The organism is Bradyrhizobium sp. CCGUVB23 (assembly GCF_024199885.1).
GTDB lineage: Bacteria > Pseudomonadota > Alphaproteobacteria > Rhizobiales > Xanthobacteraceae > Bradyrhizobium.
In genome coordinates, this window is record NZ_JANADQ010000001.1 from 7355530 (window position 1) to 7382194 (window position 26665).

Consider the following 26665-nt stretch of genomic DNA (forward strand, 5'->3'; position numbering starts at 1 on the left):
GACGTGTGCGCTCCATGAAACAAACGTCAAGTTGTGAGCCGCCGATCCGCCACTTTTGGGATGTTGGATATACTTCGGGATACGACGCAGCTTCAGAATCGATCTTTTTCAATCACTAATTGTAAGATGTGCTATGGTGGAGAGGGGATATGCGCTGGTGGGAGCGTACTGATTTCTGCTCGTGTATGAGAGCGCACCATGAGTACATGTGCGACACGGCGGCGGCTTCAGCACATTCGTTGCACGAAAGCGCGGCCTTCCGCATCCGCAACGCTGCGTCATGTCGTCGGCGATGCCGTGATCTCACGCAAGACCAAGCTTAATGATCATCGTCGAATGCGACGCAGTGTTTCGACGCCTGCGCATGCGGCGCGTTGTCATCGATCTGTCGCATCGCGGGGAAGGAGCGCAGAAGTGTGAACTGGCCCACAGCGCAGGAAGTGTGAACTGGCCCACAGCAATGTCACGCCGCTGCACTAGGATGGTTGGTTGATTGCGTGTGAGGGAACCCAGCGGCGATCGGTTCTCACGACAAAAAGTTATAGGACAAGGAGACTTTGAGTCATGGGTAGCCCGGCAACGATTTACGTGATTGACGATGACGAGCAAATAAGGAGTGCCCTTGCAGATCTCTGCCATGACGCCGGGCTCGAGGTGAAGCTGTTCGGCTCGACTGACGAATTCTTGGTGGAGCAACTCTCCGATGGCCCGTCGTGCCTGGTGCTCGACGTTCGCTTTCCCGGCACCTCGCCAACCGGGCTCGATTTGCAGCGGATGCTGGCCGATTCGGGGGTCTCGGTTCCGATCGTGTTCATCAGCGGCCATTCGGACATCCGCATCTCGGTGGAAGCGATGAAGCGTGGTGCGGTGGAATTTTTGCCCAAGCCATTTCGCGAGCAGGAGATTCTCGATGCGGTGCGGCTCGGCGTGGAGCGTGACCGCAGGCGGCTCGAGCGCGAGCTCGTCGTGCGCCATGCCCGGCAGCGCTTCGAGGAGCTGACGGGGCGCGAGCGCGACATATTGCTGCTGATGGCGGAGGGACTCGTCGCCAAGCAGATCGCGGCCAGGCTGAATGTCAGCGAGGTGACGGTGAAGGTGCACCGCGCCCGCATGATGCGGAAGCTGCAGCTGCGTTCACCCATCGAGGTGGTGAGGCTCGTCGACAGCATCAGGCCGAACGTTGCGACGACACGTCACGGCGCCGTCGCATTGAATGGAGCCGAATTCGCACGCGGCATCTAGTCCGTCCGGACTAGCATGAACCTCAGTCTATCAGGCGCCGCCTCGACGGTTCAGAGTATCCCGCATGATGTCGCAGAGTTTTGCATACGACATCGCTCACCGCTAACCTTGGCACGAAAGGGATACTCCATGCGTAAGTTGATTCTCGCTTCCGTCGCGCTCTTCGCTCTCACCGCCGGCGCCCGCGCCGACAATACGGCGACCACCTTCCAGTTTGGCGCCGTGAACGGCTCCTCCGTGAACCAGCAGGGCCACGTGAACGACAGCTCGACGACCACTCAGGTCGGCATCGTGAACGGCGCGCTTACCCTGCAGGGCACGACCACGCCTTCGCTCAACAACACCAGCTCGGTGACCCAGGTCGGCGCCGCGAACGCCGCTGTCACCGGACAGGTTGCGACCGGCAACAACACCAGCGGAATCAGCCAGTCCTCGATCGGTGGCCTTCCGAACAACTTCGCTGCCGTTGGGCAGATCGGCCTCGGCGTGAACTCCAGCACCATTACGCAGCACTAAGCCAGCCCCGGACCTACCTGGGCGCGTCACAGCGCGGCGCGCCCGGGCCATATTCCAAATTATTGCGATCAGGCTCGTTGATGCAACGAGCGGATCGGCCAGCTACTATTGACGGAGGAAGTCACATGCGGATCAATTATCTAGTCGCAACGGCCATCATGGTCGTCGCGTTGACCTCTATCGAGGCCAAAGCTGACAACACGGTCCAAGTGTTGCAGTTCGGTACCACGAATACCTCGTCTACGACGCAGAGCGGCCCGGTGAACAACACTGCAACGACGCTGCAATTCGGTGCGACCAACCAGGCGACGAGCGTGCAGTTGGGATCGCTGTCCTCGGTCAACTCGGCGACGATCGGACAGGGTGGCACGACGCCCACCGCGACCAACAATGCCGCGGTCGGTCAGGTCGGCGGCTCCAACACGAGCCTGATCGGTCAGATCGGCTTGAACAACGCGGCCGCCGTGGGCCAGATCGGGATTGTGAACGGCTCCACCATCCTTCAGGCAGCTCCGTGAGCTGAGGTCGCGCCGAGATCTCGGCACTAATGTGGAGGCATGTGATGAACAAGCATCTTGTGGTCGCTGCGATGGCAGCTCTCGTCTCCTGTTGCATGGCGAGCGGCCCGGCACGGGCGCAAAGCGCCGACATCAAGACGATCGTCTCGGTCAACGGGCCGCCGGTCGTCCTCAACCAGAGCAGTTCGACCAACATGGCCGGCATATTCATGGTCGGCGGCACGACCAGCGCGACCGTCACCCAGACCGGCAGCAACAACGCCACCGGCATCCTGCAATTTGGCGGGACGAATAGCGCGTCGCTCTCCCAATTCGGGAGCTTGAATTCCGGGTTCGTTGGCCAAGTCGGCCTGAACAACACGTCGCACGTCACCCAGACCAGTCCGTGAGATCCGAACCCCCGTTCGGAACTGCCGGGAGAAAGATCTCATGAGATTGCGCAGTCACATTTGGGCGGCGACCGCGATCGCCGCCGCAGTCGCGGCGAGTACCGCAGCATCCGCCGGCACAATCAAGACCGGCTTGTCCGCCGGCAAGATCAGCGTCGAGACGGTCTTCGGGTTCGGCAATGATCAGCAGCCGGCCCTGGTCGAGGAAAACAGGCAGTTCAATTTCGCGCGGGTCATCCAACTCGGCGGCACGGGTCCGGTCGATGCCACTATCATCCAGACCGGAGCAACCAATTATGCTAACGTCATGCAGACCGGTGGAACGACGAGTGCGGCGATCGGTCAGCTGGGCGTGAACAACACGGCGAACGTCATGCAGATGGGTAATGCCACGAACACACTGCTTGTGCAGGTTGGCGACATGAATACCGGCGCCGTCAGTCAGTTCGGTCGCTTCAACTGGGCCGCCATCTTCCAGTTCGGGCGGTGATCGCAAGAGGCACGCGCATGAAGCTCGTTCTGTTTGCAGCAGGAGTGGTGATGATGGTGTCGAGCGGAACGGGGCCGGCGTCGGCGGGCAGCGATGGAGACGGCCATACGACGATCGTGCAGGATGCCAACGGCCAGATGGTGATCACCCAAAGCGGCGATCCCGCGCAAGCCGAAGTGCGGATCGAGAAAGAGCCCGGGCGCACCACCGTCTACCGCAAGAGCGGCGGAAACACCGCGGTCGTGACCCAGAGTACGAATCCGGCGGACCTCCCACCCGCCTTGCGCGAATGGTTGCGGAGCCACTCCGGGCAATGAAGACCGAGACGCCGCTTTAGCGGCTCGCGCCGCTTGGCTCCACGACCCGCTGCTCGACCAGCGTCAGACGTCCGGGAAGTGCCGCGGCGACCAGCTTGCTGGCGACGCTGCTGGCCTCTTGAACGGTGAAGTTTCCTGAAATCTTCCCCTGTCCACCGGTGATCGGCTCACGGATGATGGGGGCCGAGAGCACCTTGTCGTCGAGCACGATGGCAAACGGCTTCCCGACATTGTCCTCGGTGGCATGGGCGAAGCGCCGCTGGCCGCGGGCGTTGAAGCGGAAGTTCACGATCGGGTCGTGGGTCCTGGAGTCGTAGCCGGGCGCGGCATCGCTGAGGTCGTCGCCTTCGAGCAGGCTCTCCTTCAGCACGAGCCAAGGCGTGTTGTCCTTGAAGCCGTAGAGGACTTCGGAGCCTGCGGGCAGGGAATCCTTCAGGGCGTCCTGGGAAGACGTCGAAATATCCACCATGCGGAAGCTGACCCGCACCTTCTTTGCGAACAGCGCAGCGACGCGATCGGGATCGGCGACGCCCGGCAGCACCAGGCGAATGCGGTCGGTCCCATCAGGCAGCACGCCGGCCGGCTTGATGTCGATGTCGTACAGGCGCTGATCGATCATGGTCATGGACCGGTCGACCAGGTCGCGCAGATAGGCAGCGAAGGCGGCGTCCGTCGGCGTGAGCCTGATCTGTCCGTTGCCGGCGTCGGCAACGGTCACCGGGCTGCCGGGGATCGGCGGGTAGTCCTTGGCGGCGGTCAGCTTGGCGAGCACGCGGTCGCGGTCCTTCGGCTCGGCGATCTTGACCTCGACGCCGCCGTCGCGGATCGCAAGGCCGGAGAAGGGGACCCGGCCGTCGTGCACGATGCGATAGACGTCGTCGCGCAGATCGTTCACCGTCCGCTCGCGCAAGGCGCCGGCGTCGACCTTGAACACCATGCGCGAGCCGCCCTGTTGCGCGATCGCCTTTTCGGCGAAGGCTCCGATCTTGGCGCGCATCTTGTCGACCGGTGGTGCATCCTCGGCGAGCGCCGCGCGCAGGGGGGCGGCAACTGCGGCGGCGACGACGAGAGCCGCGATCAGCCCGGTCGACCCGGCGCTCGTCCTGCGTCCAAAAGCACTCACGTCGATGGTCATGGCGTTCTCTCTTCCGGCAGACGGCGTCTGCCACGAAACTTCAGTCGTAACCTCAGTCCCTTGGTCCCCCTGCCGGCAAAGGAGGTTCAATCGCCAAATCACCCCTCGCCCGGTGAAGGCCGCCACGTTTCGACGAGTGGGTATAGGCACGTCCGGAACCCGGCTGTCGCTGGTGGACATGACGCCGGAAGGCCGCGGCGATTTCTTTCCCAAGGCGAACTGCGATTGGCCGTCGCACGCGTCCGGACTACCACAGCGGAGCGACTTCCGGTGGCTGAGAGCCTCTGTCTCGTCGCCAGCGAGCGATCGGGGCATGGACGGCGGCCAAATCATCGATCATTCTGTCAGCTCCTGATCCGCGCGGGCGGATCGGGCCCCGCCTGAAAGCAAACTCAAACAAGCCAGGCGGGCACTGGACATGAGGGAGGACGGACGGAATGGCGGGCATTCACGCGCTCGATCGGATCATCGGCGAGGACTATCCGGAATTGGCCACGGACGAGCAGGTCCGTGCCCTGGAGCGGGTGCCTTACGCGGAGCGCATCGCGGCCGAAAGCACCTATGATGCGATCAGGCTCGGGGCGGCCCGGAATCCCGATGCGCCGGCGATCCAGTTCCTGCCCAATGCCGATCCCGCCGATGCGCCGCTGATCATCTCGCACGGGGATTTCGTCGCGCGCGTCACGCAGGCCGCCAACATGTTTCACGCGCTGGGTGCGGGCAAAGACGACGTCATCAGCTTCATGCTGCCGCTGCTGCCGGACGCTTTCGTGACGCTGTTCGCGGCGGAGGCCACCGGCATCGCCAATCCCGTCAATCCGCTGCTGGAGCCACATCAGATCGCGGAGATCCTGGAGGCTGCCAACACCACGATCCTGGTGGCGCTCGGCCCCGTGCCCGGTACCGACATCTGGCAGAAGGTCGAGCAGATCCGTCCGTCCTTGAAGCGCCTCAAGGCGATCGTGCAGGTGGGTGGCGGCGGCGATCCCGCGAACGGCATCTTCGCCTTCAACGATCTCATCAAGCAGCAGCCGGCGGACCAGCTCGTTGGTGGCCGCAAGATTCTGGGCGGCGACATCGCGGCCTATTTCCACACCGGCGGCACCACCGGCACGCCAAAGCTCGTACGCCACACCCATGCCAACCAAGTCTATCAGGCGTGGGGGCTCAACCTGCTGCTGAAGTCGAAGCCGGGCGGCAACCTGCTGTTCGGCATGCCGCTGTTTCACGTCGGAGGCTCGCTGACGCAGGTGCTGACGACGCTCGCGGGCAGCGGGTGCCTCGTGGTGCTGTCACCGTCTGGCTGGCGCAATCCCAATGCGGTGAAGAACATCTGGCAGCTCGTCGAACGCTTCAAGCCGGAGGCGCTGTCGAGCGTGCCGACCGTGCTTGCGGCAACGCTTGCCGTACCGCCGGCTGGCGCCGACATTTCGAGCCTGAAATTTGCCGCGGGTGGCGGCTCGGCGATTCCGGTCGCGGTCGGCTCCGCGATCCAGGACAAGCTGAGGCTCCCGGTGGTCGAGGTCTACGGCATGACCGAGACCTCGAGCGTGCACACCATGGCCTATCCGGACCGCCCCATCCGCCTCGGCTCGGTGGGCCTGCCGATGCCTTACTCCCGCGTGCGCATCGTCAGGCTCGACGCCGGGGGACGACTCGAGCGCGACTGCGCCGTGGACGAGATCGGCGTCGTGATCATGGCCGGGCCCGGCGTGTTCGGCGGCTATCTCAACGATGCCCACAACACGGGCGCGTTCGTCGACGAGGTCTGGGTCAATTCCGGCGATCTCGGCCGGCTCGATGCGGACGGCCATCTCTGGATCACCGGCCGCGCCAAGGACCTCGTGATCCGCGGCGGTCACAACATCGATCCGGCACCGATCGAGGAGATCATGTTCCAGCATCCGGCCGTCGGCTTTGCCGCCGTGGTCGGCCAGCCCGACGCCTATGCCGGCGAGCTCCCCGTCGGTTACGTGCAGCTCAAGCCGGGCGCGAAGGTCGAGCCGGGCGAGCTGGAGAGCTGGGTGCGCGAGCGCACGCCCGAACGCGCCGCCGTGCCCGTGCAGATCATTCCGATCGATCCGATGCCCGTCACCGGCGTCGGCAAGGTATTCAAGCCGCAACTGCGCTGGGACGCAGCCCAGCGCGTGTTTGCCAAGGTGCTCACCCCGCTCACCGAGAAGGGCCTCGACTGCAGGGTAAAGGTCGGCGCCCATGGCAGCCACGGCTCGATCGCGACTGTGACGATCGCGAATGTGCCGGAAGGCAAGCGGGAGGCGGCGGCAAGCGAGGTGCACAAGCTGCTCGATCCGTTCGTGATGCGGCATGAGGTGGTGTACGCTTAGTCTTCTATGAGCTGAGATTCCGGGGGCTTGCGAGCTCCGGAATCGACGCGATTATCCGAACCTCAGGGAGAGATCGAGCGACGAAACCCTGTCGGGCGATAGTGGCCCGGCACCTTCTGCCTGCGCGCAGCGGTTTGGCCTCGAGGATGAACGGATGTCGCCGCTGAAATACCACCGCGATCTGACGCACTGGACCGAGTTCGTGCGCCTTGCGCAGGCGCGCGTTTATGGAAATTGGATGCGGCTCGCGCTCCTGGCGGCCGGTGCCTTGCCGATGCTGCTCGGCATCATCGCCTCGGGGTTGTGGCCGGGATCGGTCGACACGACCTCCGTGCTGTTCGGCATCCTGAGCACGCTCGTGGTCATCGGCGTGCTGTCGCGGTTGGGACTTCGCCGCCACGTCAAGGACGCCGGCTGGGTTCTCGGCAGTCGCGAGATCACAGTGACGGAGCAGGGCTTCGTCGACGCCGGCAACGGCACCGTGCTCAGCGTCGACTGGCCTGCCATCGAAGGGGTGAGCGTGGCCAGGAACATCATCGTTCTCTGGATGGACCGCGCCGCGGGGGTCTTCATCCCCCGTATCGCCTTCCACTCCGACGACGACGAGCGCAGCTTCGTCGAGTTTGCCGGCAAGCGCGCCGGTGCCGCCGCGTAACGGGTAGAATTGCCTAGCCCGCCGGCATCGTCTTCTCGATCAGGCGCACCCAATAGGAGGCGCCGTGACCGAGGATGTTGTCGTTGAAGACGTAAGCGGGGTGGTGGCACTCGTTGCCGTCGCCCATGCCGACCAGGATCATCGCGCCGGGACGCGCTTCCAGCATGAAGGAGAAGTCCTCGGCGCCCATCATCGGAATGAATTTTTCGTTGACGCGATCGGCGCCGGCAATATCGCGGGCGACCTCGGCGGCAACGCCGGCCTCGCGCGCGTGGTTCATCGTCACGGGATACATGCGGCTGTATTTCGTCTCGGCCGATCCGCCATAGGCGCGCGCCACGCTGTCGGCGACCTCGCCGATGCGGCGCTCGACGAGATCGCGCACTTCGGGGTCGAGCGTGCGCACGGTGCCGCAGAGCTCGGCGGTCTCGGGGATGATGTTGAAGGCCGTGCCGGCATTGAACATGGTGATCGAGACGACGGCCGATTTCAGCGGATCGACGTTGCGCGCGACGATCGACTGCAGCGCGTTGACGATCTGCGCGCCGATCAACACGCTGTCGACTGCCTTGTGCGGGCCCGCGCCGGCGTGTCCGCCCTTGCCGGTGACGGTGATCTTCACGTTGTCTGATGAGGCGAGCATCGCGCCGGGCGTCGTTGCGAAATGGCCTTCGGGCAGGCCCGGCATGTTGTGCATGCCGTAGACCTCCTGAATGCCCCAGCGGGTCATCAGGCCGTCGTCGACCATCGCCTTGCCGCCGCCGCCGCCTTCTTCCGCGGGCTGGAAGATCAAGACGGCTGTGCCGTCGAAATTGCGCGTCTCGGCGAGATACTTTGCGGCGCCCAACAGCATCGCGGTGTGGCCGTCATGGCCGCAGGCGTGCATCTTGCCGGGGACTTTCGAGGCATAGGGCACGCCTGACGTCTCCATGATCGGCAGCGCGTCCATGTCGGCGCGCAGGCCGATCGTCCGGCCGGACGTAGCCTTGCGGCCGCGGATCACGCCGACCACGCCGGTGCGGCCGATGCCCGTCACCACCTCGTCGCAGCCGAACGCGCGCAGCTTGTCGGCGACGATGCCGGCGGTGCGGTGCACTTCGTAGAGCAACTCGGGGTTCTCGTGGAAGTCATGGCGCCAGGCGGCCATTTCATCGGACAGGGCGGCAACGCGATTGATGACGGGCATGGGGGATTTCCGTTTCTTGTTGGATTGCCGAGAATAGCGTCATTCCGAGGCGATGCGAAGCATCGAACTCGGAATCTAGAAGTTGCGGCGCGAGATTCCGGTTCACGCGCGATGCGCGTGCCCGGGAATGACGGGGAAATCAGCTCTCCCCGAACACGCGCTTGAAGATCGTGTCGACATGCTTGAGGTGATAGCCGAGGTCGAACTGCTCCTCGATCTCGGCGTCCGACAGATACTTCTTCACCTCGGCGTCCTTCTTCAGGAGCTGCAGGAAGTCGCCTTCACCGCGCCAGACCGGCATGGCGTTGCGCTGCACGAGCTTGTAGGCGTCCTCGCGGCTCGCGCCCTTCTGCGTCAGCGCCAGCAGCACGCGCTGCGAATGCACGAGGCCGCCGAGGCGGTCGAGGTTCTTCTGCATGTTGGCGGGATAGACAAGCAGCTTGTCGATCAGGCCGGCCAGGCGCACCAGCGCGAAGTCGAGCGTGACCGTCGCATCAGGGCCCATCATGCGCTCGGCCGAGGAGTGCGAGATGTCGCGCTCGTGCCAGAGCACGACGTTTTCCAGCGCCGGCGTCACATAGGCACGCACCATGCGCGACAGGCCGGTGAGGTTTTCCGACAGCACCGGGTTGCGCTTGTGCGGCATCGCGGAGGAGCCCTTCTGTCCCTCGGAGAAGAACTCTTCGGCTTCCAGCACTTCGGTGCGCTGGAGGTGGCGGATTTCCACAGCGAGGCGCTCCACGGAGGAGGCGATCACGCCGAGGGTTGCAAAATACATCGCGTGGCGGTCGCGCGGAATCACTTGCGTGGAGATCGGCTCCGGCGTCAGCCCCATCGCTTTCGCAACATGCTCTTCGACGCGCGGATCGATCTGCGCGAAGGTGCCGACGGCACCCGAGATGGCGCAGGTCGCGACTTCCTTCCGCGCCGCGATCAGGCGCTCCTTGGCGCGCGAGAATTCGGCATAGGCAAAGGCGAGCTTGAGGCCGAACGTCACCGGCTCGGCGTGGATGCCGTGGGACCGGCCGATGGTCGGCGTCGTCTTGTGCTCGAAGGCGCGCTTCTTCAGCGCTGCCAGCACCTTGTCGAGATCGGCGAGCAGAAGGTCAGCGGCGCGGGTAAGCTGGACGTTGAGGCAGGTGTCGAGCACGTCGGAGGAGGTCATGCCCTGGTGCACGAAGCGCGCTTCGGGGCCGACGATCTCGGCGAGGTGGGTCAGGAAGGCGATGACGTCGTGCTTGGTCTCCCGCTCGATCTCGTCGATGCGGGCGACGTCGAAGGTGGCGTTCTTCGCCTTGTCCCAGACCGTCTTGGCGGCCTGTTTCGGGATCGTCCCGAGCTCGGCGAGGGCGTCCGCCGCATGCGCCTCGATCTCGAACCAGATCTTGAACCGCGTCTGCGGCTCCCAGATCGAGGCCATTTCCGGGCGGGTATAACGGGGGATCATCGCGGACGCTCCAAGTGGGGCGGGCGCGCCTGGGGGCGCGGACACCGGCCAAAATGCTTTTTACGCCGCGATTTAGCAGAGCGGGGAGGGCGAAACAAACGGCTTGGTCCGGCAAACGGGGGATAGTGAGGGGGTTTTCGAGGTGGACTGTCAATCACAAAAAGCTGACTGACAGATATTGAAATCTGTTATCGCTACGTGTATATCCATCTTCGGACGCTCCGATTGGGCGTCCCGCGGCTCCATCCCGGAGGCCTCAGGTCCGAAACAAAAGGGACCCCCGGGTCGTAATCGTAATGAAGAGGGTGGGTCGTGGACGAAGTGGAGACTTACGACAATGACGACCGAAATCATCAACATCGCCGGGCAGATTGGGCACTGGCTCAATGTACTGGTGGCGCGCCAGATCGCGGCGCAGGCTGCAAAACTGCCGCATTAAGGCAAGAGCTTTCCGAACGACCGGCACGGCCGCTTCGGAACGCGGTCTGATCGCCGGGTGAATGACCCCTCTCACGGGAACATGGTGCTGGCATGAACGAAACCGTTGTCTTGACGCCGGAGCGCATCCTCGAAGTCACGGAGGACGTGCTCAGGCGTTATGGACTTGCCAAGGCCACCGTGGTCGACGTTGCCCGTGCGCTCGATGTGAGCCATGGCAGCGTCTATCGCCATTTTCCGAGCAAGGCCTCGCTGCGCGAGGCCGTGGCCAAGCGCTGGCTCGAGCGCATGGATGCGCCGCTGCGCAAGATCGCCCAGGATACGGGGCCCGCACCGGCGCGGCTCGAGACCTGGCTGCGGACGCTGTTCGCCGCCAAGCGCGAGCGCGTTTGCGACGATCCCGAGATGTTTCAGACCTATCTGACGCTCGCGCGCGAAGCCTGCGCGGCGGTGAAATGCCACAAGGACGGCCTCGTCGAGCAGATGTCGGCGATCCTGTCCGACGGCGTGAAGCAGCGCGTGTTCGACGTCGCCGACACCAAGGCTACCGCGCGCGCAATCTTCGATGCGACCAGCCGCTACCACCATCCGGCCCACGCCGACGAGTGGAAGGACGCCGATCTGCCCGCCCGCGTCGATGCGACGCTCGCGCTGCTGCTGCGCGGATTGAAGGCGTAAGGCCGAGGCTCCATCATCTCGTTCTGCCGCCCCGGAGATCAGATCTGCCGGTGGCCTCTCACCCTCTGGCCTTGTGGGCGAGGGGACCGTCGCGAAGCGAAAGCGGACGAGGGGGTTTTCTCCGCGCGTGGATGGTGGCGTCGGCCGACGGCACGACCGGCGGGCTTTCCGGATATGGATTGATCTCGATTTCGACGACGTCCCTTGACCGCCTTCGAAGGCGGTAGAAGGTTAGCTCCTGTTCGAGCATGGGGCAGCGGAAGCCGACGGCAGCCGTATCCGGCAGGCGGCAGAGTTCATCGATGAGTTCACCTACGGTGATGATCGGGGGATGGGCTGTCTTATGATTAGCCTTACTCATGGCGTTACTCCTCCACTCTGGGACTAACCAGAGTTCGACGGTCTCAGTTCCACGGCGATAGGGTGGAACAAGAGTACTCAAAGGCACCCCGCTTTGGAGTGACGGTCTCTGTGACCATCCTCCCCTGGGTGGCCCAGTGGAGGGCGAGCTGCGCGCCGGTGCGTGCGTTAAAGAGCCGATCCCAACCGAATGCTGCGCAACCGCAATATGCCGAACGGGTCCTCGTGCGCGGCCAGTCTGCGATAGGTGGCAAGGTCGTCGAGCGTCGGACCTTCCCCGCGTCTGACATTCGCGCCTGCAGTCGTTCCGACCGGGATCGACGTGCCGAGGCCGGCATAGAGATAATTGTCGCCGAATGCCTTCTTGAGCGCGGCAAAGGTCGGCTCACCGGTGCAATGTCCCGGTGCAATGCTGTCGATCTTGAACCTGTCCTTCAGCGCGGTGACGACCTTCGCGATTGCCGCGTCAGGAGCGACGACAAGATGAAATCCGCCTGCGACGAGGTGAATCCTGGGATTGATAGCGCTCGCCGCCTCGACGATGCGCTCGATCCCGGGATGCGAACAACCGACCAGAAGGACTATTCCGTCTGCGGTGTTGACGGCCAAAGATAGCTCCTTGAGTTCTTTGGTCCCGGGGGCATCGGAGATCAGCGAGATAAGTGTGATACCAGGGGCAATCTCGGTCGTCTGATCGATCAGTTCGAAATTTGCGCTGGCCCATGCCGAGCCGAACTTCATCACCTCGGGGGGCCTGCCTCCGTAGTACCGCATCTCCGGTGGCAAGGCCTCGTCCTTCCGATAGAAGCTGGAAGGCAGCGACGAGCCGTAGATGCCAAATCCCTCCTTCGGTGCATAGATCTTGACTGTCGGGTTGACGCTTAGGACGTAGGACAGACCCGCCATGTGATCCGAGTGGCGGTGCGAAAGAACGACAAAGTCGAGGTCGGAGAGATTGACACCCTTGGCCTTCACGTTCGCCGCGAAGATATCAGGGTTGTCACCCGTATCGAACAAGATGCGCTTTCCCGCGATTTCGACGAGAGCTGAAAAGCCCCAGTCTTTCGTCATCGTCGCGTCTGTGCCGAAGGCGTCATAAAGGATGGTGATCTGATTTTTTGCCTCGGTCGCTGCACTTTCGGCTGTTGCGACCATCGTGAAAATGCCCGAGGCGATCAGTGCTGCAAAAAGACTTTCCCTGATGTTCATGAAAGCGTCTCCTGTTGTCGTGCAAGACTTGCGACGCGAACGAGGGCGGCTTCTGAAGAGCCGTTCAAAAGTGGTTCGCGTTGTAAAAATTGGAGCCTGACAGACGGTCGCTGGCCTTCCGCCAGATGTCGTGCCTGCGAACCAACTTAGCACGATCTGAGAGATGCTGGATGGCCTTCGTTGGCCTGGCCGGTCAGCAAGCCAGGTAGTTCGGCGGGATGGCTTGAACCGTTCTGGCGGTTCTCAGACCTCGGTGCCCTAAAAGAACGGTAGCATATGGCCGGGTCGAGAAATGATGAGGTGCTTTGGGGACATTATCCAAGATGGACAAGCCGCCGAGCTCTAAAGCTTCGTCAGTCCGCAGCTCGCCGCAAGCCGCACGAGCTGCGCGTCCGTGCGCGCGCCGGTCTTCGTCTTGATCAGATAGTGGTAGTTCTGCACGGTCTTCACACTGAGATTGAGATGCGAGGCGATCTGCTCGGTGGTGGCGCCGCTGACGAACTGCCGCAAAATTTCGATCTCGCGCTCGCCCAGCCGATCGAGCACCGAGCCTGCCGGTGACAGGCTTTCCTCGGCCAAAGCATGGGCGATGTCGTCGCTCATGGCGCGCTCGCCGCGCGCAACCGCGCGGACGGCTGCGACCACCGCCGAGGGCTCGCTGCTCTTGGTGACGAAACCGCTGGCGCCGGCGCCAAAGGCAGCTTTCACCAGCACGGCCTCGTTGTGCATGGTGAAGACGAGAATGCGCGCACGGGGATCGCGGGCGCGGATGTTGCGGATGGCTTCGAGGCCGCTCGCGCCGGGCATCGAGATGTCGAGCACGATGACATCAGGATCGTGCGTCTTGAAGGCGCCGTAGGCGTCCGCGGCATTGTCGGCTTCGGCGACGACATGCAGATCGCCCTGGCTTTCCAGGACGCGCCGGTAGCCTTGCCGGACGATCGGATGATCGTCGACCAGCAGCACCGAGATGCCCTTTGCCGCCACCTCTGTCATGTCAGCCTCATGCGGCCAGCGGAATGGTTGCCGCCACGCTCAGCCCACGATTGGCGTGCGCGATCGACAGCGATCCGCCGGCGGCCGCGACGCGCTCGCGGATGCCGGTGAGCCCGAAGCCGGCCGACTGTGACACCCGCTCTGCATCGCCGCCGCCGTCGTCCTCGACGCGGATCAGGAGGGCATCGTCCTCGCCGGCGCGCCGCTCGATCCGCAAGTTGATCTCGCGTGCCGCGCTGTGGCGCAGCGCATTGGTCAGGCATTCCTGGGCGACGCGGTAGGCGGTGGTGGCAGCCTGGCCGCCGATGTCCGCGAGGTTGCCCTTGAGGTCGAGCTGGATCGTCGGCTGGGTCGCGCTCTGCGAGCGCCAGCTGTCGACGAGATTGACGAGGCTCGCCTCGAGCCCCAGCTCCTCCGGCAAGGGATTGCGCAGCCGCTTCAGCGTGTCGCGGAGCGACGCCATGATGCGATGCGTAGCCTGCGAGATCATACGTGCATCCTGTGCGATCCCGCTTGCATTCGCCTGCTTCGCGCCCGCCGTTTCGATGGTGCTGGCGAAGGCAAGGATGGCGGACAGATTCTGCCCGAACTCGTCATGCAGCTCGCGGGCGAGCGCGCGCCGCTCGTCGTCGCGGATCTCGAGCAGGCGCCTCGTCAGCGCCGCGCGCTGCTCGGTCGCTTCCTCGAGCCGCCCGCTGAGATCGCCGACGGCCTTGCCGATCATCGCAAGCTCCATGGAGCGGAAGCGCGGCAGCGGCGTGCGGTATTGCCCGCGCGCCATCCGCTGCAGGGCGGTCACGATCGAGCGGGCAGGCGCGAGCGTATGCGCGATCGCGAGCGAGGCCAGCAGCGCAATCGCTGCCGACATCAAGAGCGCGACGTCGATCACGTTGAGAATGTACTCCCAGGCGAGCGAGATCGCCGCAGCCTGATCGGGCGTCGCCACGACCGTGCCGGCCGCGGCCGCGCGCGGGCTCACCGGCCGCACCACCTCGGCATGGCTGCCGAGAAAGGCCGGGATCAGGGACGCAAACCAGCGCGGCGGGGTCTGGCCGATCCCCTGGCTCTGGCCGCATAGCGGCTTCTCGAATGCGGCCGCCGGCTGGAACTGCACGCAGACTCCCGGCGCAATCAGCTTCATCGTATCGGTCGTGCGCCAGTCCGGAACAGGTACGAGGTGCTCGCGCATCCTGTTGCTGCGCAGCAAGAGCTCGCGCCAGTACAGCGCCTCCAGCGCATGCGCGACGCGCTGGGCGGAGGCGGCAGTGGCGCGATCGACGCTGCGATAGGCATCAAAAGTCGCCCAGACCGTCGCGGCGGTCAGGCACAGCGCGACGATCACGAGCAAACGGGCGACGAGTTGAAGCACGAGGCGCATGCGATCACCCCCAACGTTTGGTAAGGTCACGATAACAACGCCGCCGCATCTTGCCAATCGCGGCAGCTGATGGGCCATGCTGCTCGGGAAAATTTCCCAAGCCGATTTGGGCATGGCTCTTTGGACTGCGCGCGACGGCTTTGATCTAATCGGCGACGGGTCGTTTTTGGACCGGGGAGCGAGGCAGCATGAGTTCGATCACCATCGGCAAGAGCGCGCCGCCTGCGGCCGACCCGTCGGAGCGGAGCGCGCTCCTGCTCTGGATGATCTTCACGGGTCTGTCGGTCTTCGCCGTCGTGCTGCTGTGGCGCTTCGGCCTGATCCATCTGATGGTGGTCTCCGACCGCACCTACATTTCCAGCCTGATCGCAGTGCTCTATGTCGTCACCTGCGGCCATTGCTTCTGGCGGACCCGCGCGATCGCGCGGGAAGGGACGGCGGCGCGCCGCTGCCGTGCGGTGCTGTCGGCCAAGGACGGCAGCAAGGCGCTCGATGCTGCCGGCACATCGCTGCCGCATGGCCTCGTCAGGAATCACATCGAGAGCCTGGTGACGAAAGCCGCGGCGCAGGACTATAGGCCCGTCGACCAGACGCTCCTGCTGCGAAATCTCGCCGACCGCCTGCGCGGCTCCAACGGCTTCGGCGCCTTCGTCTCCGATACGCTGATGAAGCTCGGCCTGCTCGGCACCATCATCGGCTTCATCATCATGCTGGCGCCGATCGCGGGACTGGACGCGGCCGACAAGGTCGCGATGCGGTCTTCGATGGGGTTGATGAGCGACGGCATGGCGGTCGCGATGTACACGACGCTTGCGGGCCTGGTCGGCTCGATCCTGGTCCGCATCCAGTATTACATGCTCGATGCCGCGACCCAGCGGGTGTTCTCCGACGCCGTCGTGCTGACCGAGACCTACGTCACGCCGGCTCTGGAACGCAAGCGGCCGGGAACGCCGCCATGATGGATGAATTCGGGCTCTATCCGCGCGAGGAGGCGTTCGATCCGCTCGGCGTGATGCTGTTCAAGGCGCTCCAGGTGGTGGCCTTCCTGTTCTTCCTCGCGCTTCTCGCGGTCTCCCCGGATTCCAAGGACGGCAAGATCGACTCCAAGGCCGAGTTCATGATCACGCTGGACTGGCCGGACAATCATCCTGATGATCTCGACCTCTTCGTGCAGGATCCCGCCGGCAACATCGCCTGGTACCGGCACCGCGAGGCCGGTTTCCTCACCCTCGACCGCGACGACCGCGGCGGGGCCAACGACTTCATCGTGGTCAACGGCAAGAAGATCGCATCCCCGATCCGCGAGGAGATCGTCACCGTGCGCGGCATCGTCGCCGGCGAATACACGGTCAACGTCTCGCATTTCCAGGCCACCACCGGCGAGCCCGTCTCGGCAAACATCAAGGTGCAGAAGCTCAATCCGATCGCGCAGGTGATCTTCGACAACAAGCTGACGCTCAACCATACCGGCGACGAGAAGACTGCAGTTCGATTTCGGCTCGATGCAGAGGGCAAGGTTGTCAACGTCGACCAGCGGCCGAAATCGCTGCTGGAGACGTTCCGCAGCAGTTGGCGCAACGGCGCGGATATCGATCCGAAGACCGGCGTGAGGATGCGCCGTGAGTAGCCTGCAACTGGTCATAGTCACGATTTCGGTCGCTTACGCCGTGATCGGCGCGCTGCTCCTGGTCGTCCTGGTCTATGGCCGCCTGCACTGGTCGCTGAAGGCCATGGCGGTCATTGTGACCAGCGTCTTCTATCTCGTCAGCTTCGGCGCGATGCGCGGGCTGCTCGGCTGGGCCAGCAACGACCGGCTGCCCGTGTCATTCAAGCTGTTGGCGGCGCGCATCGTCGAGCCGCATTCGCTGGAGGGTGACCCCGGCTCGATCTATCTGTGGGTCGAGGAGCTGGACGATGACCACCGGCCGAGCGGCATCCCGAGGGCGTTCCGCGTTCCCTATAATGACGCGCTGGCGGAAAAGACCCATGCTGCGGAGAACGAGATCGCGGCGGGACACCCGCAGGGCGGGCGCGCCGCAGATTTTGGCGGCGGTGACGGCACCATCATCGACATGGTCCGGGAATATGTGACGCCCAAGGCCGTGATCGAGACGGCCGGCGGCGATTCATCGACCGGTGAGTTCAATGCCCCACCGGCCGGCGCGCAAGGCGCCGTGTTCACGCCGCTGCCGCCGCCCAGAATGCCCCCCAAGGACGAGCAATAGATCCTGCCACCACCTGAGCGGCGCCGGCTGGTCAACAGCCGTGCGCTGTCGCATCTTGTTGACGTCGCTCAAATTGGCTTTATCGGCGTACGAATAGGATTTTAGGGTGGAGGACGCGTGCGACTGGCCGTCTTTTCGGATATCCATGGCAACCGGCAGGCCTTTGACGCGTGCCTGAAGGCGGCGCGCGAGCGCGGCGCCGAGCGCTTCATCCTGCTCGGCGATTTCGTCGGCTATGGCGCCGATCCGGAATGGGTGGTCGATACCGCAATGGAACTGGTGGCTCACGGCGCCGTCGCTGTACGCGGCAATCACGACCAGGCGGTCCAATCGTCGGCCGAGACCATGAACGCCGAGGCACAGATCGCGATCGAATGGACCCGCGGCCGGCTCGATGCAGCGCAGCGGCGCTTTCTCGCGGAGCTGCCGATGTCCATCGAGGATGACGGCCGCCTCTACGTGCATTCGGAAGCTTCGCACCCGACGCGCTGGACTTATGTCCGCTCGACGACGGACGCCGCAAAAAGCCTGATCGCGACGCCGTGCCACGTCACATTCTGCGGCCACATCCATCGTCCGGCGCTTTATTCGATGTCAGTGACCGCGAAGATGACGAGCTTCGTACCCAAGACCGACGTTCCCGTGCAGCTCCTGCGCGGCCGGCAATGGCTCGCTGTGATGGGCTCGGTCGGCCAGCCGCGCGACGGCGATCCCTCCGCCTGCTTTACGCTGTTCGAGACTGAGAGCTGTCAGATCATCTATTGCCGTGTACCCTATGACATCGAGGCGGCGGCGAGCCGGATCCGGGAGAACGGCCTGCCGCATTGGCTGGCCGACCGGCTGTCGCAGGGGCGCTGAGCGATGCCGAAATCCCTGGTCCAGGTCGGAGCTGAGATCGACGGCTTCATCGTCGGTGAATGCGTCCATGCCGGCGGCATGGCGACGCTGTGGACGGTCACTCATCCCGGCATCGACGCGCCGCTTCTGATGAAGGTCCCGCGGGTGTCCGAGGGCGAGGACCCCGCCGCCATCGTCTCCTTCGAGATGGAGCAGATGATCTTGCCGCGGCTCGCCGGCCCGCACGTGCCGCACTGCTTCGGCACCGGCGATTTCGCGCGCCAGGCCTATGTCGTGATCGAGCAGCTTCCCGGCACCACGCTCTATCCGCGGCTGCCAGACCTGCCGCTTCCTTACGAGGAGGCGCGCGTGCTGGTCGCGAAGATCGCGACAGCCCTTGCCGATCTGCACCGGCAGAACGTGATCCACCACGATATCAAGCCGAGCAGCATCATGTTCCGGGCAAGCGGCGAGGCGGTGCTGATCGACTTTGGGCTGTCGCACCACGACCATCTGCCGGATTTGTTGCAGGAGGAGTTCCGGCTGCCCTACGGCACTGCGCCCTATATGGCGCCGGAGCGGCTGTTGGGCGTGCGCGACGATCCACGCAGCGACCTGTTTTCGCTGGGCGTACTGCTCTATTTCTTCACCACGGGCGAGCGTCCGTTCGGCGAGGGCGAGACACTGCGCGCGATGCGACGCCGGCTGTGGCGCGATCCGCATCCGCCGTGCAAATTGCGTCCCGACTATCCGCCCTGGCTTCAGGAGATCGTGCTTCGGTGCCTGGAGATCGAGCCGGTCCGGCGCTATCCGACCGCCTCGCAGCTTGCCTTCGATCTCACCCATCCCGACAAGGTCAGGCTCACCGCGCGCTCGGAGCGGCTCAAGCGCGATCCGCTCTCGATCGCGTGGCGGCGGCGCTTCAATCACGAGGCGACGCAGCCGCGGCCGAAATCGGATGTTGCCGCGCAGATCGCTTCGAGCCCGATCCTTGCGGTCGCGCTCGACACCGCCGAGGGTGCGGCTGAATTGAACGAGGCGCTACGCGTCACCACCGAGCGGATCCTGGCTACGCTGCCTTCGGCGCGGCTCGCCTGCGTCAACGTACTGAAACTGAACCGTCTCGTGATCGACCGGACGCTCGACGAAGACGGATCCAACAAGCATATCGACCGGATGGTGGCGCTCAGGCATTGGGCGACGCCGCTCAAGCTCGACGAGAGCCGGCTCACGGTTCATGTGCTGGAGGCGATTGATCCGGCCGCCGCGATCCTGGAATTTGCCGAGATGAACCAGGTCGACCACGTCATCATCGGCGCACGGCAGAGCTCGTTCAGGCGCACGCTGCTGGGCAGCGTTTCATCGAAGGTTGCGTCGGAAGCAACCTGCACCGTCACCGTGGTGCGGCCGCCAAGGATGGCTGCGGATTCGGAGGAGGTGAGGGCAGACGAAGCCGCAGGCTAGCGTGCGGATCAGGCTGCGTGGAGGCCGTGACCGTCGCGCTTGCGGCGGACGGGCAACCAGAAATCGGGCTCGGCGTCGCTCCGGTCAGGACCGACGCCGAAGAACTGGATGATCTCGCGGCAGGGCTCACAATTAAACAGATTGCCGGAGGTGGCTGCCTTCGACATCTCATTCAGGCAGTTGGGGCAAAGCGGTTTCATCAGGCTATTCCAAAAAAGGATCTCAGTGCGGACGCGGTGACTGGAACTTGTCCAGGTCCACAATCTCGGGCCCGGTGTCGTCGCTGGTCTCGCACGCGATACGCTCAAAACGATCGAAGAAATAATCGAGGTCCGGATGCGGGCGCCGCGGGATGCGGCACCTGCGCTTCGGCTGACGTTTCACGATCGCGACCTGCACGGGCGTTCAGCCCCGGTGGCGATCAAGATGGATGATGCGGGCGGAACGAGATGCGACCTTCACCGGTCGTGCGACATAGATGCAGCGCGCCGCAAGCGCTGCATTCAAGCCAAGCCACAACGCCACGCCAGTCCAGACCAGGGTCGTCGTCATGATGTGCTCCCGTCAAAAAGGGGGAGCGCTCTTGTGCATCGATTTGTGCGAACCGGGAAAGCTGGGATGATTACGGGGTGCGACACAATCTTTAAGTTTGTCGCGCTGCAACACCCGTAGAAACCCGCAATATATTTCGTGCGCGCCGGCTCAGATCGCTTCGCCGCGCGCGTTGGCGGCTGCGTTGCGGATCGCATCGATGTTGGTCTTGTAGGCCTCTTGCGTGCCGCCGCGGAACACCGCGGTGCCGGCGACGAAGGCGTTCGCGCCGGCTGCTGCAAGCGCGCCGGCGACATCGGGCCCGACGCCGCCATCGACCTCGATGTCGATCGGCCTGCCTGCGGTCATCGCGCGGATGTCGCGGATCTTGCCGAGCGCAGAGGGAATGAAGGTCTGTCCGCCGAAGCCGGGATTGACCGACATCACCAGCACGAGATCGATCAGGTCGACGACGTATTCGATCGCGCTGATCGGCGTGCCCGGATTGAGCGAGACGCCGGCCTTCTTGCCGAGCGCGCGGATCGCCTGGAGCGAGCGGTGCAGGTGGGGACCTGCCTCCGCATGCACGGTGATGTGGTCGCAGCCGGCCTTGGCGAACGCCTCCAGATAGGGATCGCAAGGCGAGATCATCAGATGCGCGTCGAAGATCTTCTTGGTGTGCGGACGCATCGCCTTGATGACGTCGGGGCCGTAGGAGATGTTCGGAACAAAATGCCCGTCCATGACGTCGAGATGCATCCAGTCGGCGCCCGCGGCGTCGACGGCGCGCACCTCTTCGCCGAGCCTGGAAAAATCCGACGCCAGGATCGACGGCGCGATCACCAGGGGGCGGAGTGCGAGGGCTTGGGTCATTGGCACAGTTTCCCGAAAAAGCCGTTGGCCGTGTGACGATGGGCCTCGCCTAACATGGGCGGTGCGGGGGAGCAATGCAGGGGCAGGCGCTTCCTGTGGGCGGAAAATTCTGCCGCAACCGGCACGAATTGCCGGTGCTCCCCGACGGCGCAAGGCGCGGGAAAGTCGGATTTGATTGAGGTTTTTGCGCTGGCACGACGCTTGCTGACCGGATTGGAGCATTGGCCGCGGCTTGCCGCATCGTCTGGAGTTGTCGAATGTTGTTCGCCCTTGGTGCCATATCGGGTGCGCTCGACGCGTTGCAGTCGCTGACGTCCTCCAAGACGTCCTCGACGCAGCAGACAGGTTTCACGCAAGGGACGACGAACCCGTTCTCGATCGACAGCGGCAGCAGCACGACAAGCGGCGCGAGCTCGTCGGTCAACTCCGGCAACTGTCCGCAGATATCGCCTGAGACGATGAGCGCGCTGATTGCGGCGCAAAGCCAGTCGTCGACAAGCACGAGCAGCTCTTCCAGCGCGACCTCGTCGAGCTCCTCAACGAGCTCATCGTCGACGTCGATGAGCCCGCAGGATGCCCTGAAGGATCTGTTCTCGCAGATCGATGCCGATGGCGACGGCAAGATCACCAAATCGGAATTCGAAAACGCGCTGGGCGCGGGCGGCACCAATGTGGCGCAGGCCGACGACGTCTTCTCCAAGCTCGACACCAATGGCGACGGCAGCGTCAGCCTCGACGAGATGTCGAAGGCGCTGCAGGGTGGGCATCACGGTCACCATCACGCGGAAAGCGCCGCCAGCACCAGCGGTTCCGGGGACGCCAGCGGCAGCGGCTCGGACGGCAGCTCCGATCCGTTGACCGGGGCGACCTCGACGTCCGTGACCAACAGCGACGGCTCGACCACGACCACCGTCACCTATGCCGACGGCTCGAAGGTTTCGATGACGACGCCGGCTGCGTCGAGCTCATCGAGCTCGGGCTCCAACTCCAGCGGCTCGAACTCGGCGACATCGTCCTACAACTGGATCGAACGGATGATCCAGCGCGAGGCGCAGCAATTGTCGGCCACTGCGGCCTCATCGCTGTCGGTGAGCGTGTAAGCGGGGCGCGCTGCTCTCGCCCAATCTCCGGTGTCATGCCCCGGCTTGACCGGGGCATCCAGTACGCCGCGGCATCTCCGTATTCGTCACCGTCTCTGGAATACTGGACCGCCCGGTCCCGTCTCCGCCAAGGCTTCGACGAGGCTTGCGAACTCGGCTCGCCGGAGCTTCAGCGAAGGCGGCAAGCCGGGCGGTGACCGGGTGGAGGGAGCGGCGGTCCAACTAAGAGCCGAACCGATCCTTCCACGATGCAAGCGCGCCGGCGAACGGCAACGCCGTGGCGCCGTACACGCCGCGCGCAATCGCGCGCGCCACGACATTGGCTGCGACCATGCCGACCTCGGTGAGGTCGACGATCGGATCGATCGCCTTCTCGCAGGTCGCAGCGGCAAACAGCACGTCGCCGTCGGTCGGCGCATGCACGGGATAGATCGCGCGGGCAAAGCCGGTCTGCCCGATCATGGCGAGGCGCTTGGCTTGCGCCTTGGTCAGCGTCGCGTCGGTGACGACGAGGCCGATCGTCGTGTTCTCGCGCGAACTCGCGGCCGGCCCGCCCTTGATGCGCATCTTGAGCATGTCATCCGTGAAGATGTCCGGCAGGCCGCGTCCGCCGAACTCGCCGCCCACCTCGAACGGGGCGGCCCAGAACCAGGGGCCGTCGCCCACGGTGACGCTGCCGACCGCGTTGACGGCGGCGATCGCCGCGACCTTGATGCCGTTGCTGGTCACGGCGGAAGCCGAGCCGAGCCCGCCCTTGAAATTCGCCGTCGTGGCGCCGAGGCCAGCGCCGACGCTGCCGAGCGCGAAGTCCACGCCGGCTGATGCTGCCGCGGCATAGCCGAGATCGCGATAGGGCGGGAAGCGGCCCCAGGCCTTGTCGCCGCCATTGAGGAGATCGAACAGGATCGCGCCCGGCACGATCGGGATCAGCGCCTCGCGGACCCGGAATCCACGCCCCTGCTCGGCGAGCCAGGCCTGTACGCCGCCGCCGGTCTCGAGCCCGAAGGCGGAGCCGCCCGACAGCGCGATCGCATCGACGCGCTCGACCGTGTTGGCAAGATCGAGCAGCGCGTCCTCGCGCGTCCCGGGCCCGCCGCCGCGCACGTCGATCGCCGCCACGGCCGGCTGGTCGAAGACAATCGCCGTCGCACCCGAGGCGAGCTTTTCGTCGTGGGCGTGCCCGACGCGGACACCGGCGATGTCGGTGAGGAGGTTTTTCACGGCGGCACTCCCGGCGCTGCAAGCGGTCGTGCTTCAGCGATAGCGCAGGAGCAAGCCGCGCTCAACTGGCGAGCGCGGTGCGGAGCATCCTGGCGAGCTCGGACTTGCGGTAGGGTTTTGCGAGCAGCAGCACGCCGGAGTCGAGCCGGCCGTGATGGACGATGGCGTTCTCGGTATAGCCGGACGTGAACAGCGTCTTCAGCGCCGGGCGGCGCCTGGCCGCTTCGTCGGCGAGCTGGCGGCCGTTCATGGCGCCGGGCATGATCACGTCGGTGAAGAGCAGGTCGATGTCGGCATTGCCGTCGATCAGCGTCAAAGCTTCCGCCGCATTCGCCGCTTCCAGCGCGTTGTAGCCGAGGCTCCTGATCTGGGTCACGACATATTGGCGTACCAGCGCGTCGTCCTCGACGATCAGGATCTTTTCGTCGCCGCCCTCGATCGGGACGTTGCGCATCGCCTCGAGCGCGGTCTCCTGCACGCCGGTCGAACGCGGCAGATAGATCTTCACGCTCGTGCCGTGACCTTCCTCGCTGTAGATCTTGACGTGCCCGCCGGTCTGCTTGACGAAGCCGAACACCATGCTCAGCCCAAGTCCGGTACCCTTGCCGACCTCTTTCGTTGTGAAGAAGGGGTCGAACACCCGCTCGATCAGCTCGGCCGGAATGCCGGTGCCGGTGTCGCTCACCGCGATCATCACGTAATTGCCGGCGATGATGTCGGGGTTCATGCTCGCATAGCCTTCGTCGAGGAAGACGTTGCGGGTCTCCAGGACCAGCGTGCCGCCGTCGGGCATGGCGTCGCGCGCGTTCAGAGCGAGGTTCAGGATCGCGGTGGTGAGCTGGCTCGGATCGACCAGCGCCGGCCAGGCGTCCTCGGTCAGTTGCGGCGTGATGGTGATCTGCTCGCCGAGCGTCGGATGCAGCAGCTTGGCGGCTTCCACGACCAGCGCGTTGGGGTCGACCTCGCGCGGCTGCAGCGGCTGCTTGCGGGCAAAGGCGAGGAGGTGCCTGGTCAATTGCGCGCCGCGTTCGGCCGCATCGTCGATCAGCCTGGTGATCGCTGCAAGATCGGGCCGGTCGGCGACGGCCTCGGACAGGATCCCGATCGTGCCCGTGATGACTGTGAGCACGTTGTTGAAATCATGCGCGACGCCGCCGGTGAGCTGGCCGACGGCGTCCATCTTCTGCGCCTGCCTGAACTGCGCTTCAGCCGCCTGTTTTTCGGTGAGGTCGCGTCCGATGAAGAAATGGCGCTTCACCGGCTCCGACCAGCTGCCCATCCAGTTCAGCGTGACGTCGTGCCCGTCCCTGTGGGGGTAGCGCGCCTCGAAGCTGCGCTTGGTCAGGCCGCGTCGCGCGGCGCGCATTTCCTCGCGCGTCCTCTCGAGATCATCGGGATGGATGAACTCCGTCGCGTTGTGTCCGATCATGTCCTCCGGCCTGAAGCCGAGGATATCCCTCACGCTCGGGCTGACCTGGACGAAATTGCCGTAGCCGTCGGTGACCAGGATCAGGTCCTGTGACGTCTCGAAGATGCGCTGACGCTCCTCGACCTCGCGATTGAGCGCGGCCTGCGTTCGCTTCCGCTCGGTGATGTCGCGGGCGATCTTGGAGGCGCCGATGATCTTGCCGTCTGACGACCACAGCGGGAACAGGCTGAGCACGACGTCGAGCGGCTGCCCGCTCTTGTTCACGCGCACGGTTTCGTGCTGCTCGATGACCTCGCCATTGCGGGTGCGGGCGAGGATCTCCTCCGTCTCCTCCCGACGACCTTCCGGCATGATGATGTCGATCGGCTGGCCGACGGCTTCCGCCGCGGAGAAGCCGAACAAGCGCTCGGCGGCGCGATTCCACGCGGTGATGGTGCCATCGAGCGCCTTGGTGATGATGGCATCGTTGGAGGATTCCACGACTGCGCTGAACAGCCGTTCGCGCTCGCCGAAGCGATCGCGCTCCGATGCCGATTGCTGTCGCAGCATGCCGAGCAGATCTATCGTCCGCGCCTGGAGGCGGACATTCTCGATCGACAGCACCGCGAGCACGAAGCTCGCGGCCAAAAGACCGTAGACGCGGCCCGCGTAAAAACCGAGATCGAAACGCGCGCCATTGAGGATTCCCGACAGGGCGATATCGAACAGCCAGGCGCACATGACGACCATGAGCCAGACGTCGATCACGGAATGCGGCCGCCGAAACCACAGCGTGACCAGGGCGGCGGCGCTCAAGGACCATACGAACGAGATCACACCGATCTGCGTGGGCGTAAAGTGGCCGTCGCGCAAAAGGTCCGGCAGCAGGTCGTGCTTGGCTGTGACGATCCAAACGAAGGCGATGACCGCCACGGCCGACCCCAATATGCTGCAGAGGATCGCGCGGCGCACCGTCCCCCTTATTTTGACGCCGCCGCCAGCGTCCTTCAGCCCGGCATAGGCGAGCACGAACAGCGGAAAGCCGCCGTGCCAGATCATGTAGAGCCAGGCGGTGGTCTGTGGACCCGCGCCCAGCAGTCCTGTTGGTGCAAACAGCTCGGGGAAGGTCAGGGCGTGGGCAATCGCTGTGGCCGCGGTGAAGAGGTAGCCGGTCGAGAGCATCAACAGCGCGCGGGTCCGCAAGACCGCAAATTGCGACAGCAGCAGTGCGGCAGTGACGATGTCGCTGACGGCGAGCGCGGACTGGTAACTCGCGACGAACGCCGGAATGCGCGCAAGCGGCACGCGGGCGAAGGGAACGGCAAGTGCGAACAGAATCGACGAGACGCCGACGATCGCCAATGCTGCAGTGCGATCGCTCCGAGCGGCCGGCAACGTCGAAAGGAAGGTGCTTCGGTCGTTCGGTGCCAGCACGTTCACCTCTTGCGGACCACCATTTGACGCTTCCAGTAAGACACTCCCTCGGAAGCATCTTAGCCCGCTACCTCTCTGCGCGGTAGCGGGGTCTGGGCACGCGCTCTGATGGGAAGATACGCGACTCAACCGAGGGTAAGAGCTTACTTAATTTTTCTGAGAACGAGGAGCCGAGGCCGGGTAAGCTGGCCTTTACCGATCGGGGAAATAATACCTCTCCCGCTGTGGCGGGATTCCGTTCCGGGAGGCAGATTCCCGGATCGATACCAATTT

At 64.4% G+C, this 26665-nt stretch carries 28 protein-coding genes; 15 read left to right on the top strand and 13 right to left on the bottom strand.

Features of this window, described 5'->3' with window-relative positions:
• Window positions 1-564: 564 nt before the first annotated feature.
• The 6 genes from NLN62_RS34065 (at window position 565) to NLN62_RS34090 (ending at window position 3472) form a co-directional block, all read left to right on the top strand.
• A complete protein-coding gene (locus tag NLN62_RS34065) occupies window positions 565-1242 on the top strand; it encodes a response regulator transcription factor (RefSeq protein ID WP_051389915.1) in 678 nt (225 codons plus the stop codon).
• Window positions 1243-1371: 129 nt separating this feature from the next.
• The gene (locus NLN62_RS34070) at window positions 1372-1758 is read left to right on the top strand and encodes a hypothetical protein (RefSeq protein ID WP_027525360.1); all 387 of its coding nucleotides are present in this window, start codon (window positions 1372-1374) and stop codon (window positions 1756-1758) included.
• A 125-nt stretch (window positions 1759-1883) separates the two neighbouring features.
• A complete protein-coding gene (locus NLN62_RS34075) occupies window positions 1884-2276 on the top strand; it encodes a curlin (protein ID WP_254111708.1) in 393 nt (130 codons plus the stop codon).
• 44 nt (window positions 2277-2320) lie between these two features.
• The gene (locus tag NLN62_RS34080; RefSeq protein WP_027525358.1) at window positions 2321-2665 is read left to right on the top strand and encodes a curlin repeat-containing protein; all 345 of its coding nucleotides are present in this window, start codon (window positions 2321-2323) and stop codon (window positions 2663-2665) included.
• Between the two features lie 40 nt (window positions 2666-2705).
• The gene (locus tag NLN62_RS34085) at window positions 2706-3155 is read left to right on the top strand and encodes a minor curlin subunit (RefSeq protein WP_027525357.1); all 450 of its coding nucleotides are present in this window, start codon (window positions 2706-2708) and stop codon (window positions 3153-3155) included.
• Window positions 3156-3172: 17 nt separating this feature from the next.
• Window positions 3173-3472 carry a hypothetical protein gene (locus NLN62_RS34090; protein WP_027525356.1) on the top strand — a complete coding sequence of 100 codons (300 nt, stop codon included), beginning with the start codon at window positions 3173-3175 and terminating at the stop codon, window positions 3470-3472.
• Between the two features lie 16 nt (window positions 3473-3488).
• Here NLN62_RS34090 and NLN62_RS34095 read toward each other — a convergent pair whose 3' ends face one another.
• On the bottom strand, window positions 3489-4607 hold the full coding sequence (locus NLN62_RS34095; RefSeq protein WP_254111709.1) for a preprotein translocase subunit SecD: 1119 nt from the start codon (window positions 4605-4607) through the stop codon (window positions 3489-3491).
• A gap of 437 nt (window positions 4608-5044) precedes the next feature.
• On the opposite strand from NLN62_RS34095, the gene NLN62_RS34100 reads away from it, so the two are divergent.
• Complete coding sequence (locus NLN62_RS34100; RefSeq protein ID WP_254111710.1) at window positions 5045-6952, top strand: acyl-CoA synthetase; 1908 nt, start codon at window positions 5045-5047, stop codon at window positions 6950-6952.
• Between the two features lie 154 nt (window positions 6953-7106).
• Entirely contained in the window at window positions 7107-7607 is a 501-nt protein-coding gene (locus tag NLN62_RS34105) for a YcxB family protein (RefSeq protein WP_027525353.1), read from the top strand.
• Between the two features lie 13 nt (window positions 7608-7620).
• On the opposite strand, the gene NLN62_RS34110 is transcribed toward NLN62_RS34105, so the two are convergent.
• Window positions 7621-8793, bottom strand: a complete 1173-nt coding sequence (locus NLN62_RS34110; protein ID WP_027525352.1) for a M20 aminoacylase family protein — start codon at window positions 8791-8793, stop codon at window positions 7621-7623.
• 139 nt (window positions 8794-8932) lie between these two features.
• The gene (purB, locus tag NLN62_RS34115) at window positions 8933-10240 is read right to left on the bottom strand and encodes an adenylosuccinate lyase (protein WP_027525351.1); all 1308 of its coding nucleotides are present in this window, start codon (window positions 10238-10240) and stop codon (window positions 8933-8935) included.
• 531 nt (window positions 10241-10771) lie between these two features.
• Here purB and NLN62_RS34120 point away from each other — a divergent pair.
• Window positions 10772-11356 (top strand): TetR family transcriptional regulator, encoded by a 585-nt coding sequence (locus NLN62_RS34120; RefSeq protein WP_254111711.1) that lies wholly within the window; start codon window positions 10772-10774, stop codon window positions 11354-11356.
• Window positions 11357-11414: 58 nt separating this feature from the next.
• On the opposite strand, the gene NLN62_RS34125 is transcribed toward NLN62_RS34120, so the two are convergent.
• The 4 genes from NLN62_RS34125 to NLN62_RS34140 form a co-directional block, all read right to left on the bottom strand.
• Window positions 11415-11717, bottom strand: coding sequence for a hypothetical protein (locus NLN62_RS34125; RefSeq protein ID WP_027525349.1), 303 nt, complete (start codon window positions 11715-11717; stop codon window positions 11415-11417).
• Window positions 11718-11884: 167 nt separating this feature from the next.
• Window positions 11885-12925, bottom strand: a complete 1041-nt coding sequence (locus NLN62_RS34130; protein ID WP_254111712.1) for an MBL fold metallo-hydrolase — start codon at window positions 12923-12925, stop codon at window positions 11885-11887.
• 342 nt (window positions 12926-13267) lie between these two features.
• A complete protein-coding gene (locus NLN62_RS34135) occupies window positions 13268-13921 on the bottom strand; it encodes a response regulator transcription factor (RefSeq protein ID WP_254111713.1) in 654 nt (217 codons plus the stop codon).
• A gap of 7 nt (window positions 13922-13928) precedes the next feature.
• Window positions 13929-15299 (bottom strand): sensor histidine kinase, encoded by a 1371-nt coding sequence (locus tag NLN62_RS34140; protein ID WP_254111714.1) that lies wholly within the window; start codon window positions 15297-15299, stop codon window positions 13929-13931.
• A gap of 188 nt (window positions 15300-15487) precedes the next feature.
• Between NLN62_RS34140 and NLN62_RS34145 the strand changes: the two genes are divergently transcribed.
• The 5 genes from NLN62_RS34145 to NLN62_RS34165 all read left to right on the top strand — a co-directional run bounded on the left by NLN62_RS34145 (window position 15488) and on the right by NLN62_RS34165 (window position 19825).
• On the top strand, window positions 15488-16258 hold the full coding sequence (locus tag NLN62_RS34145; RefSeq protein WP_027525346.1) for a MotA/TolQ/ExbB proton channel family protein: 771 nt from the start codon (window positions 15488-15490) through the stop codon (window positions 16256-16258).
• On the top strand, window positions 16255-16926 hold the full coding sequence (locus tag NLN62_RS34150; RefSeq protein ID WP_027525345.1) for a hypothetical protein: 672 nt from the start codon (window positions 16255-16257) through the stop codon (window positions 16924-16926). The genes NLN62_RS34145 and NLN62_RS34150 overlap by 4 nt, the downstream gene beginning before the upstream one ends.
• Complete coding sequence (locus tag NLN62_RS34155) at window positions 16919-17524, top strand: hypothetical protein (RefSeq protein WP_027525344.1); 606 nt, start codon at window positions 16919-16921, stop codon at window positions 17522-17524. The genes NLN62_RS34150 and NLN62_RS34155 overlap by 8 nt, the downstream gene beginning before the upstream one ends.
• A 117-nt stretch (window positions 17525-17641) precedes the next feature.
• On the top strand, window positions 17642-18382 hold the full coding sequence (locus NLN62_RS34160) for a metallophosphoesterase (protein ID WP_027525343.1): 741 nt from the start codon (window positions 17642-17644) through the stop codon (window positions 18380-18382).
• Between the two features lie 3 nt (window positions 18383-18385).
• On the top strand, window positions 18386-19825 hold the full coding sequence (locus tag NLN62_RS34165) for a bifunctional serine/threonine-protein kinase/universal stress protein (RefSeq protein ID WP_027525342.1): 1440 nt from the start codon (window positions 18386-18388) through the stop codon (window positions 19823-19825).
• Between the two features lie 8 nt (window positions 19826-19833).
• Here NLN62_RS34165 and NLN62_RS34170 read toward each other — a convergent pair whose 3' ends face one another.
• From NLN62_RS34170 to rpe, 4 genes are all read right to left on the bottom strand, one after another.
• The gene (locus NLN62_RS34170; RefSeq protein WP_254111715.1) at window positions 19834-20025 is read right to left on the bottom strand and encodes a hypothetical protein; all 192 of its coding nucleotides are present in this window, start codon (window positions 20023-20025) and stop codon (window positions 19834-19836) included.
• 22 nt (window positions 20026-20047) lie between these two features.
• Window positions 20048-20224, bottom strand: coding sequence for a hypothetical protein (locus NLN62_RS34175; RefSeq protein WP_198031834.1), 177 nt, complete (start codon window positions 20222-20224; stop codon window positions 20048-20050).
• A 6-nt stretch (window positions 20225-20230) separates the two neighbouring features.
• Window positions 20231-20377, bottom strand: coding sequence for a hypothetical protein (locus NLN62_RS34180; protein WP_198031833.1), 147 nt, complete (start codon window positions 20375-20377; stop codon window positions 20231-20233).
• 150 nt (window positions 20378-20527) lie between these two features.
• The gene (gene rpe / locus NLN62_RS34185; RefSeq protein ID WP_027525340.1) at window positions 20528-21229 is read right to left on the bottom strand and encodes a ribulose-phosphate 3-epimerase; all 702 of its coding nucleotides are present in this window, start codon (window positions 21227-21229) and stop codon (window positions 20528-20530) included.
• 257 nt (window positions 21230-21486) lie between these two features.
• On the opposite strand from rpe, the gene NLN62_RS34190 reads away from it, so the two are divergent.
• Window positions 21487-22329 carry an EF-hand domain-containing protein gene (locus NLN62_RS34190; RefSeq protein ID WP_254111716.1) on the top strand — a complete coding sequence of 281 codons (843 nt, stop codon included), beginning with the start codon at window positions 21487-21489 and terminating at the stop codon, window positions 22327-22329.
• 222 nt (window positions 22330-22551) lie between these two features.
• Here NLN62_RS34190 and NLN62_RS34195 read toward each other — a convergent pair whose 3' ends face one another.
• Window positions 22552-23550 carry a P1 family peptidase gene (locus tag NLN62_RS34195; RefSeq protein ID WP_254111717.1) on the bottom strand — a complete coding sequence of 333 codons (999 nt, stop codon included), beginning with the start codon at window positions 23548-23550 and terminating at the stop codon, window positions 22552-22554.
• Between the two features lie 61 nt (window positions 23551-23611).
• Window positions 23612-26392: a PAS domain S-box protein gene (locus NLN62_RS34200; protein WP_254111718.1), complete on the bottom strand. Its 2781-nt coding sequence runs from the start codon at window positions 26390-26392 to the stop codon at window positions 23612-23614.
• Window positions 26393-26665 lie beyond the last annotated feature (273 nt).

Coding starts and splice junctions, on each gene's coding strand:
- NLN62_RS34065 (WP_051389915.1), top strand. CDS start 565: ATGGGTAGCCCGGCAACGATTTACGTGATTGACGATGACGAGCAAATA.
- NLN62_RS34070 (WP_027525360.1), top strand. CDS start 1,372: ATGCGTAAGTTGATTCTCGCTTCCGTCGCGCTCTTCGCTCTCACCGCC.
- NLN62_RS34075 (WP_254111708.1), top strand. CDS start 1,884: ATGCGGATCAATTATCTAGTCGCAACGGCCATCATGGTCGTCGCGTTG.
- NLN62_RS34080 (WP_027525358.1), top strand. CDS start 2,321: ATGAACAAGCATCTTGTGGTCGCTGCGATGGCAGCTCTCGTCTCCTGT.
- NLN62_RS34085 (WP_027525357.1), top strand. CDS start 2,706: ATGAGATTGCGCAGTCACATTTGGGCGGCGACCGCGATCGCCGCCGCA.
- NLN62_RS34090 (WP_027525356.1), top strand. CDS start 3,173: ATGAAGCTCGTTCTGTTTGCAGCAGGAGTGGTGATGATGGTGTCGAGC.
- NLN62_RS34095 (WP_254111709.1), bottom strand. CDS start 4,607: ATGACCATCGACGTGAGTGCTTTTGGACGCAGGACGAGCGCCGGGTCG.
- NLN62_RS34100 (WP_254111710.1), top strand. CDS start 5,045: ATGGCGGGCATTCACGCGCTCGATCGGATCATCGGCGAGGACTATCCG.
- NLN62_RS34105 (WP_027525353.1), top strand. CDS start 7,107: ATGTCGCCGCTGAAATACCACCGCGATCTGACGCACTGGACCGAGTTC.
- NLN62_RS34110 (WP_027525352.1), bottom strand. CDS start 8,793: ATGCCCGTCATCAATCGCGTTGCCGCCCTGTCCGATGAAATGGCCGCC.
- purB (WP_027525351.1), bottom strand. CDS start 10,240: ATGATCCCCCGTTATACCCGCCCGGAAATGGCCTCGATCTGGGAGCCG.
- NLN62_RS34120 (WP_254111711.1), top strand. CDS start 10,772: ATGAACGAAACCGTTGTCTTGACGCCGGAGCGCATCCTCGAAGTCACG.
- NLN62_RS34125 (WP_027525349.1), bottom strand. CDS start 11,717: ATGAGTAAGGCTAATCATAAGACAGCCCATCCCCCGATCATCACCGTA.
- NLN62_RS34130 (WP_254111712.1), bottom strand. CDS start 12,925: ATGAACATCAGGGAAAGTCTTTTTGCAGCACTGATCGCCTCGGGCATT.
- NLN62_RS34135 (WP_254111713.1), bottom strand. CDS start 13,921: ATGACAGAGGTGGCGGCAAAGGGCATCTCGGTGCTGCTGGTCGACGAT.
- NLN62_RS34140 (WP_254111714.1), bottom strand. CDS start 15,299: ATGCGCCTCGTGCTTCAACTCGTCGCCCGTTTGCTCGTGATCGTCGCG.
- NLN62_RS34145 (WP_027525346.1), top strand. CDS start 15,488: ATGAGTTCGATCACCATCGGCAAGAGCGCGCCGCCTGCGGCCGACCCG.
- NLN62_RS34150 (WP_027525345.1), top strand. CDS start 16,255: ATGATGGATGAATTCGGGCTCTATCCGCGCGAGGAGGCGTTCGATCCG.
- NLN62_RS34165 (WP_027525342.1), top strand. CDS start 18,386: ATGCCGAAATCCCTGGTCCAGGTCGGAGCTGAGATCGACGGCTTCATC.
- NLN62_RS34170 (WP_254111715.1), bottom strand. CDS start 20,025: ATGAAACCGCTTTGCCCCAACTGCCTGAATGAGATGTCGAAGGCAGCC.
- NLN62_RS34180 (WP_198031833.1), bottom strand. CDS start 20,377: ATGACGACGACCCTGGTCTGGACTGGCGTGGCGTTGTGGCTTGGCTTG.
- rpe (WP_027525340.1), bottom strand. CDS start 21,229: ATGACCCAAGCCCTCGCACTCCGCCCCCTGGTGATCGCGCCGTCGATC.
- NLN62_RS34190 (WP_254111716.1), top strand. CDS start 21,487: ATGTTGTTCGCCCTTGGTGCCATATCGGGTGCGCTCGACGCGTTGCAG.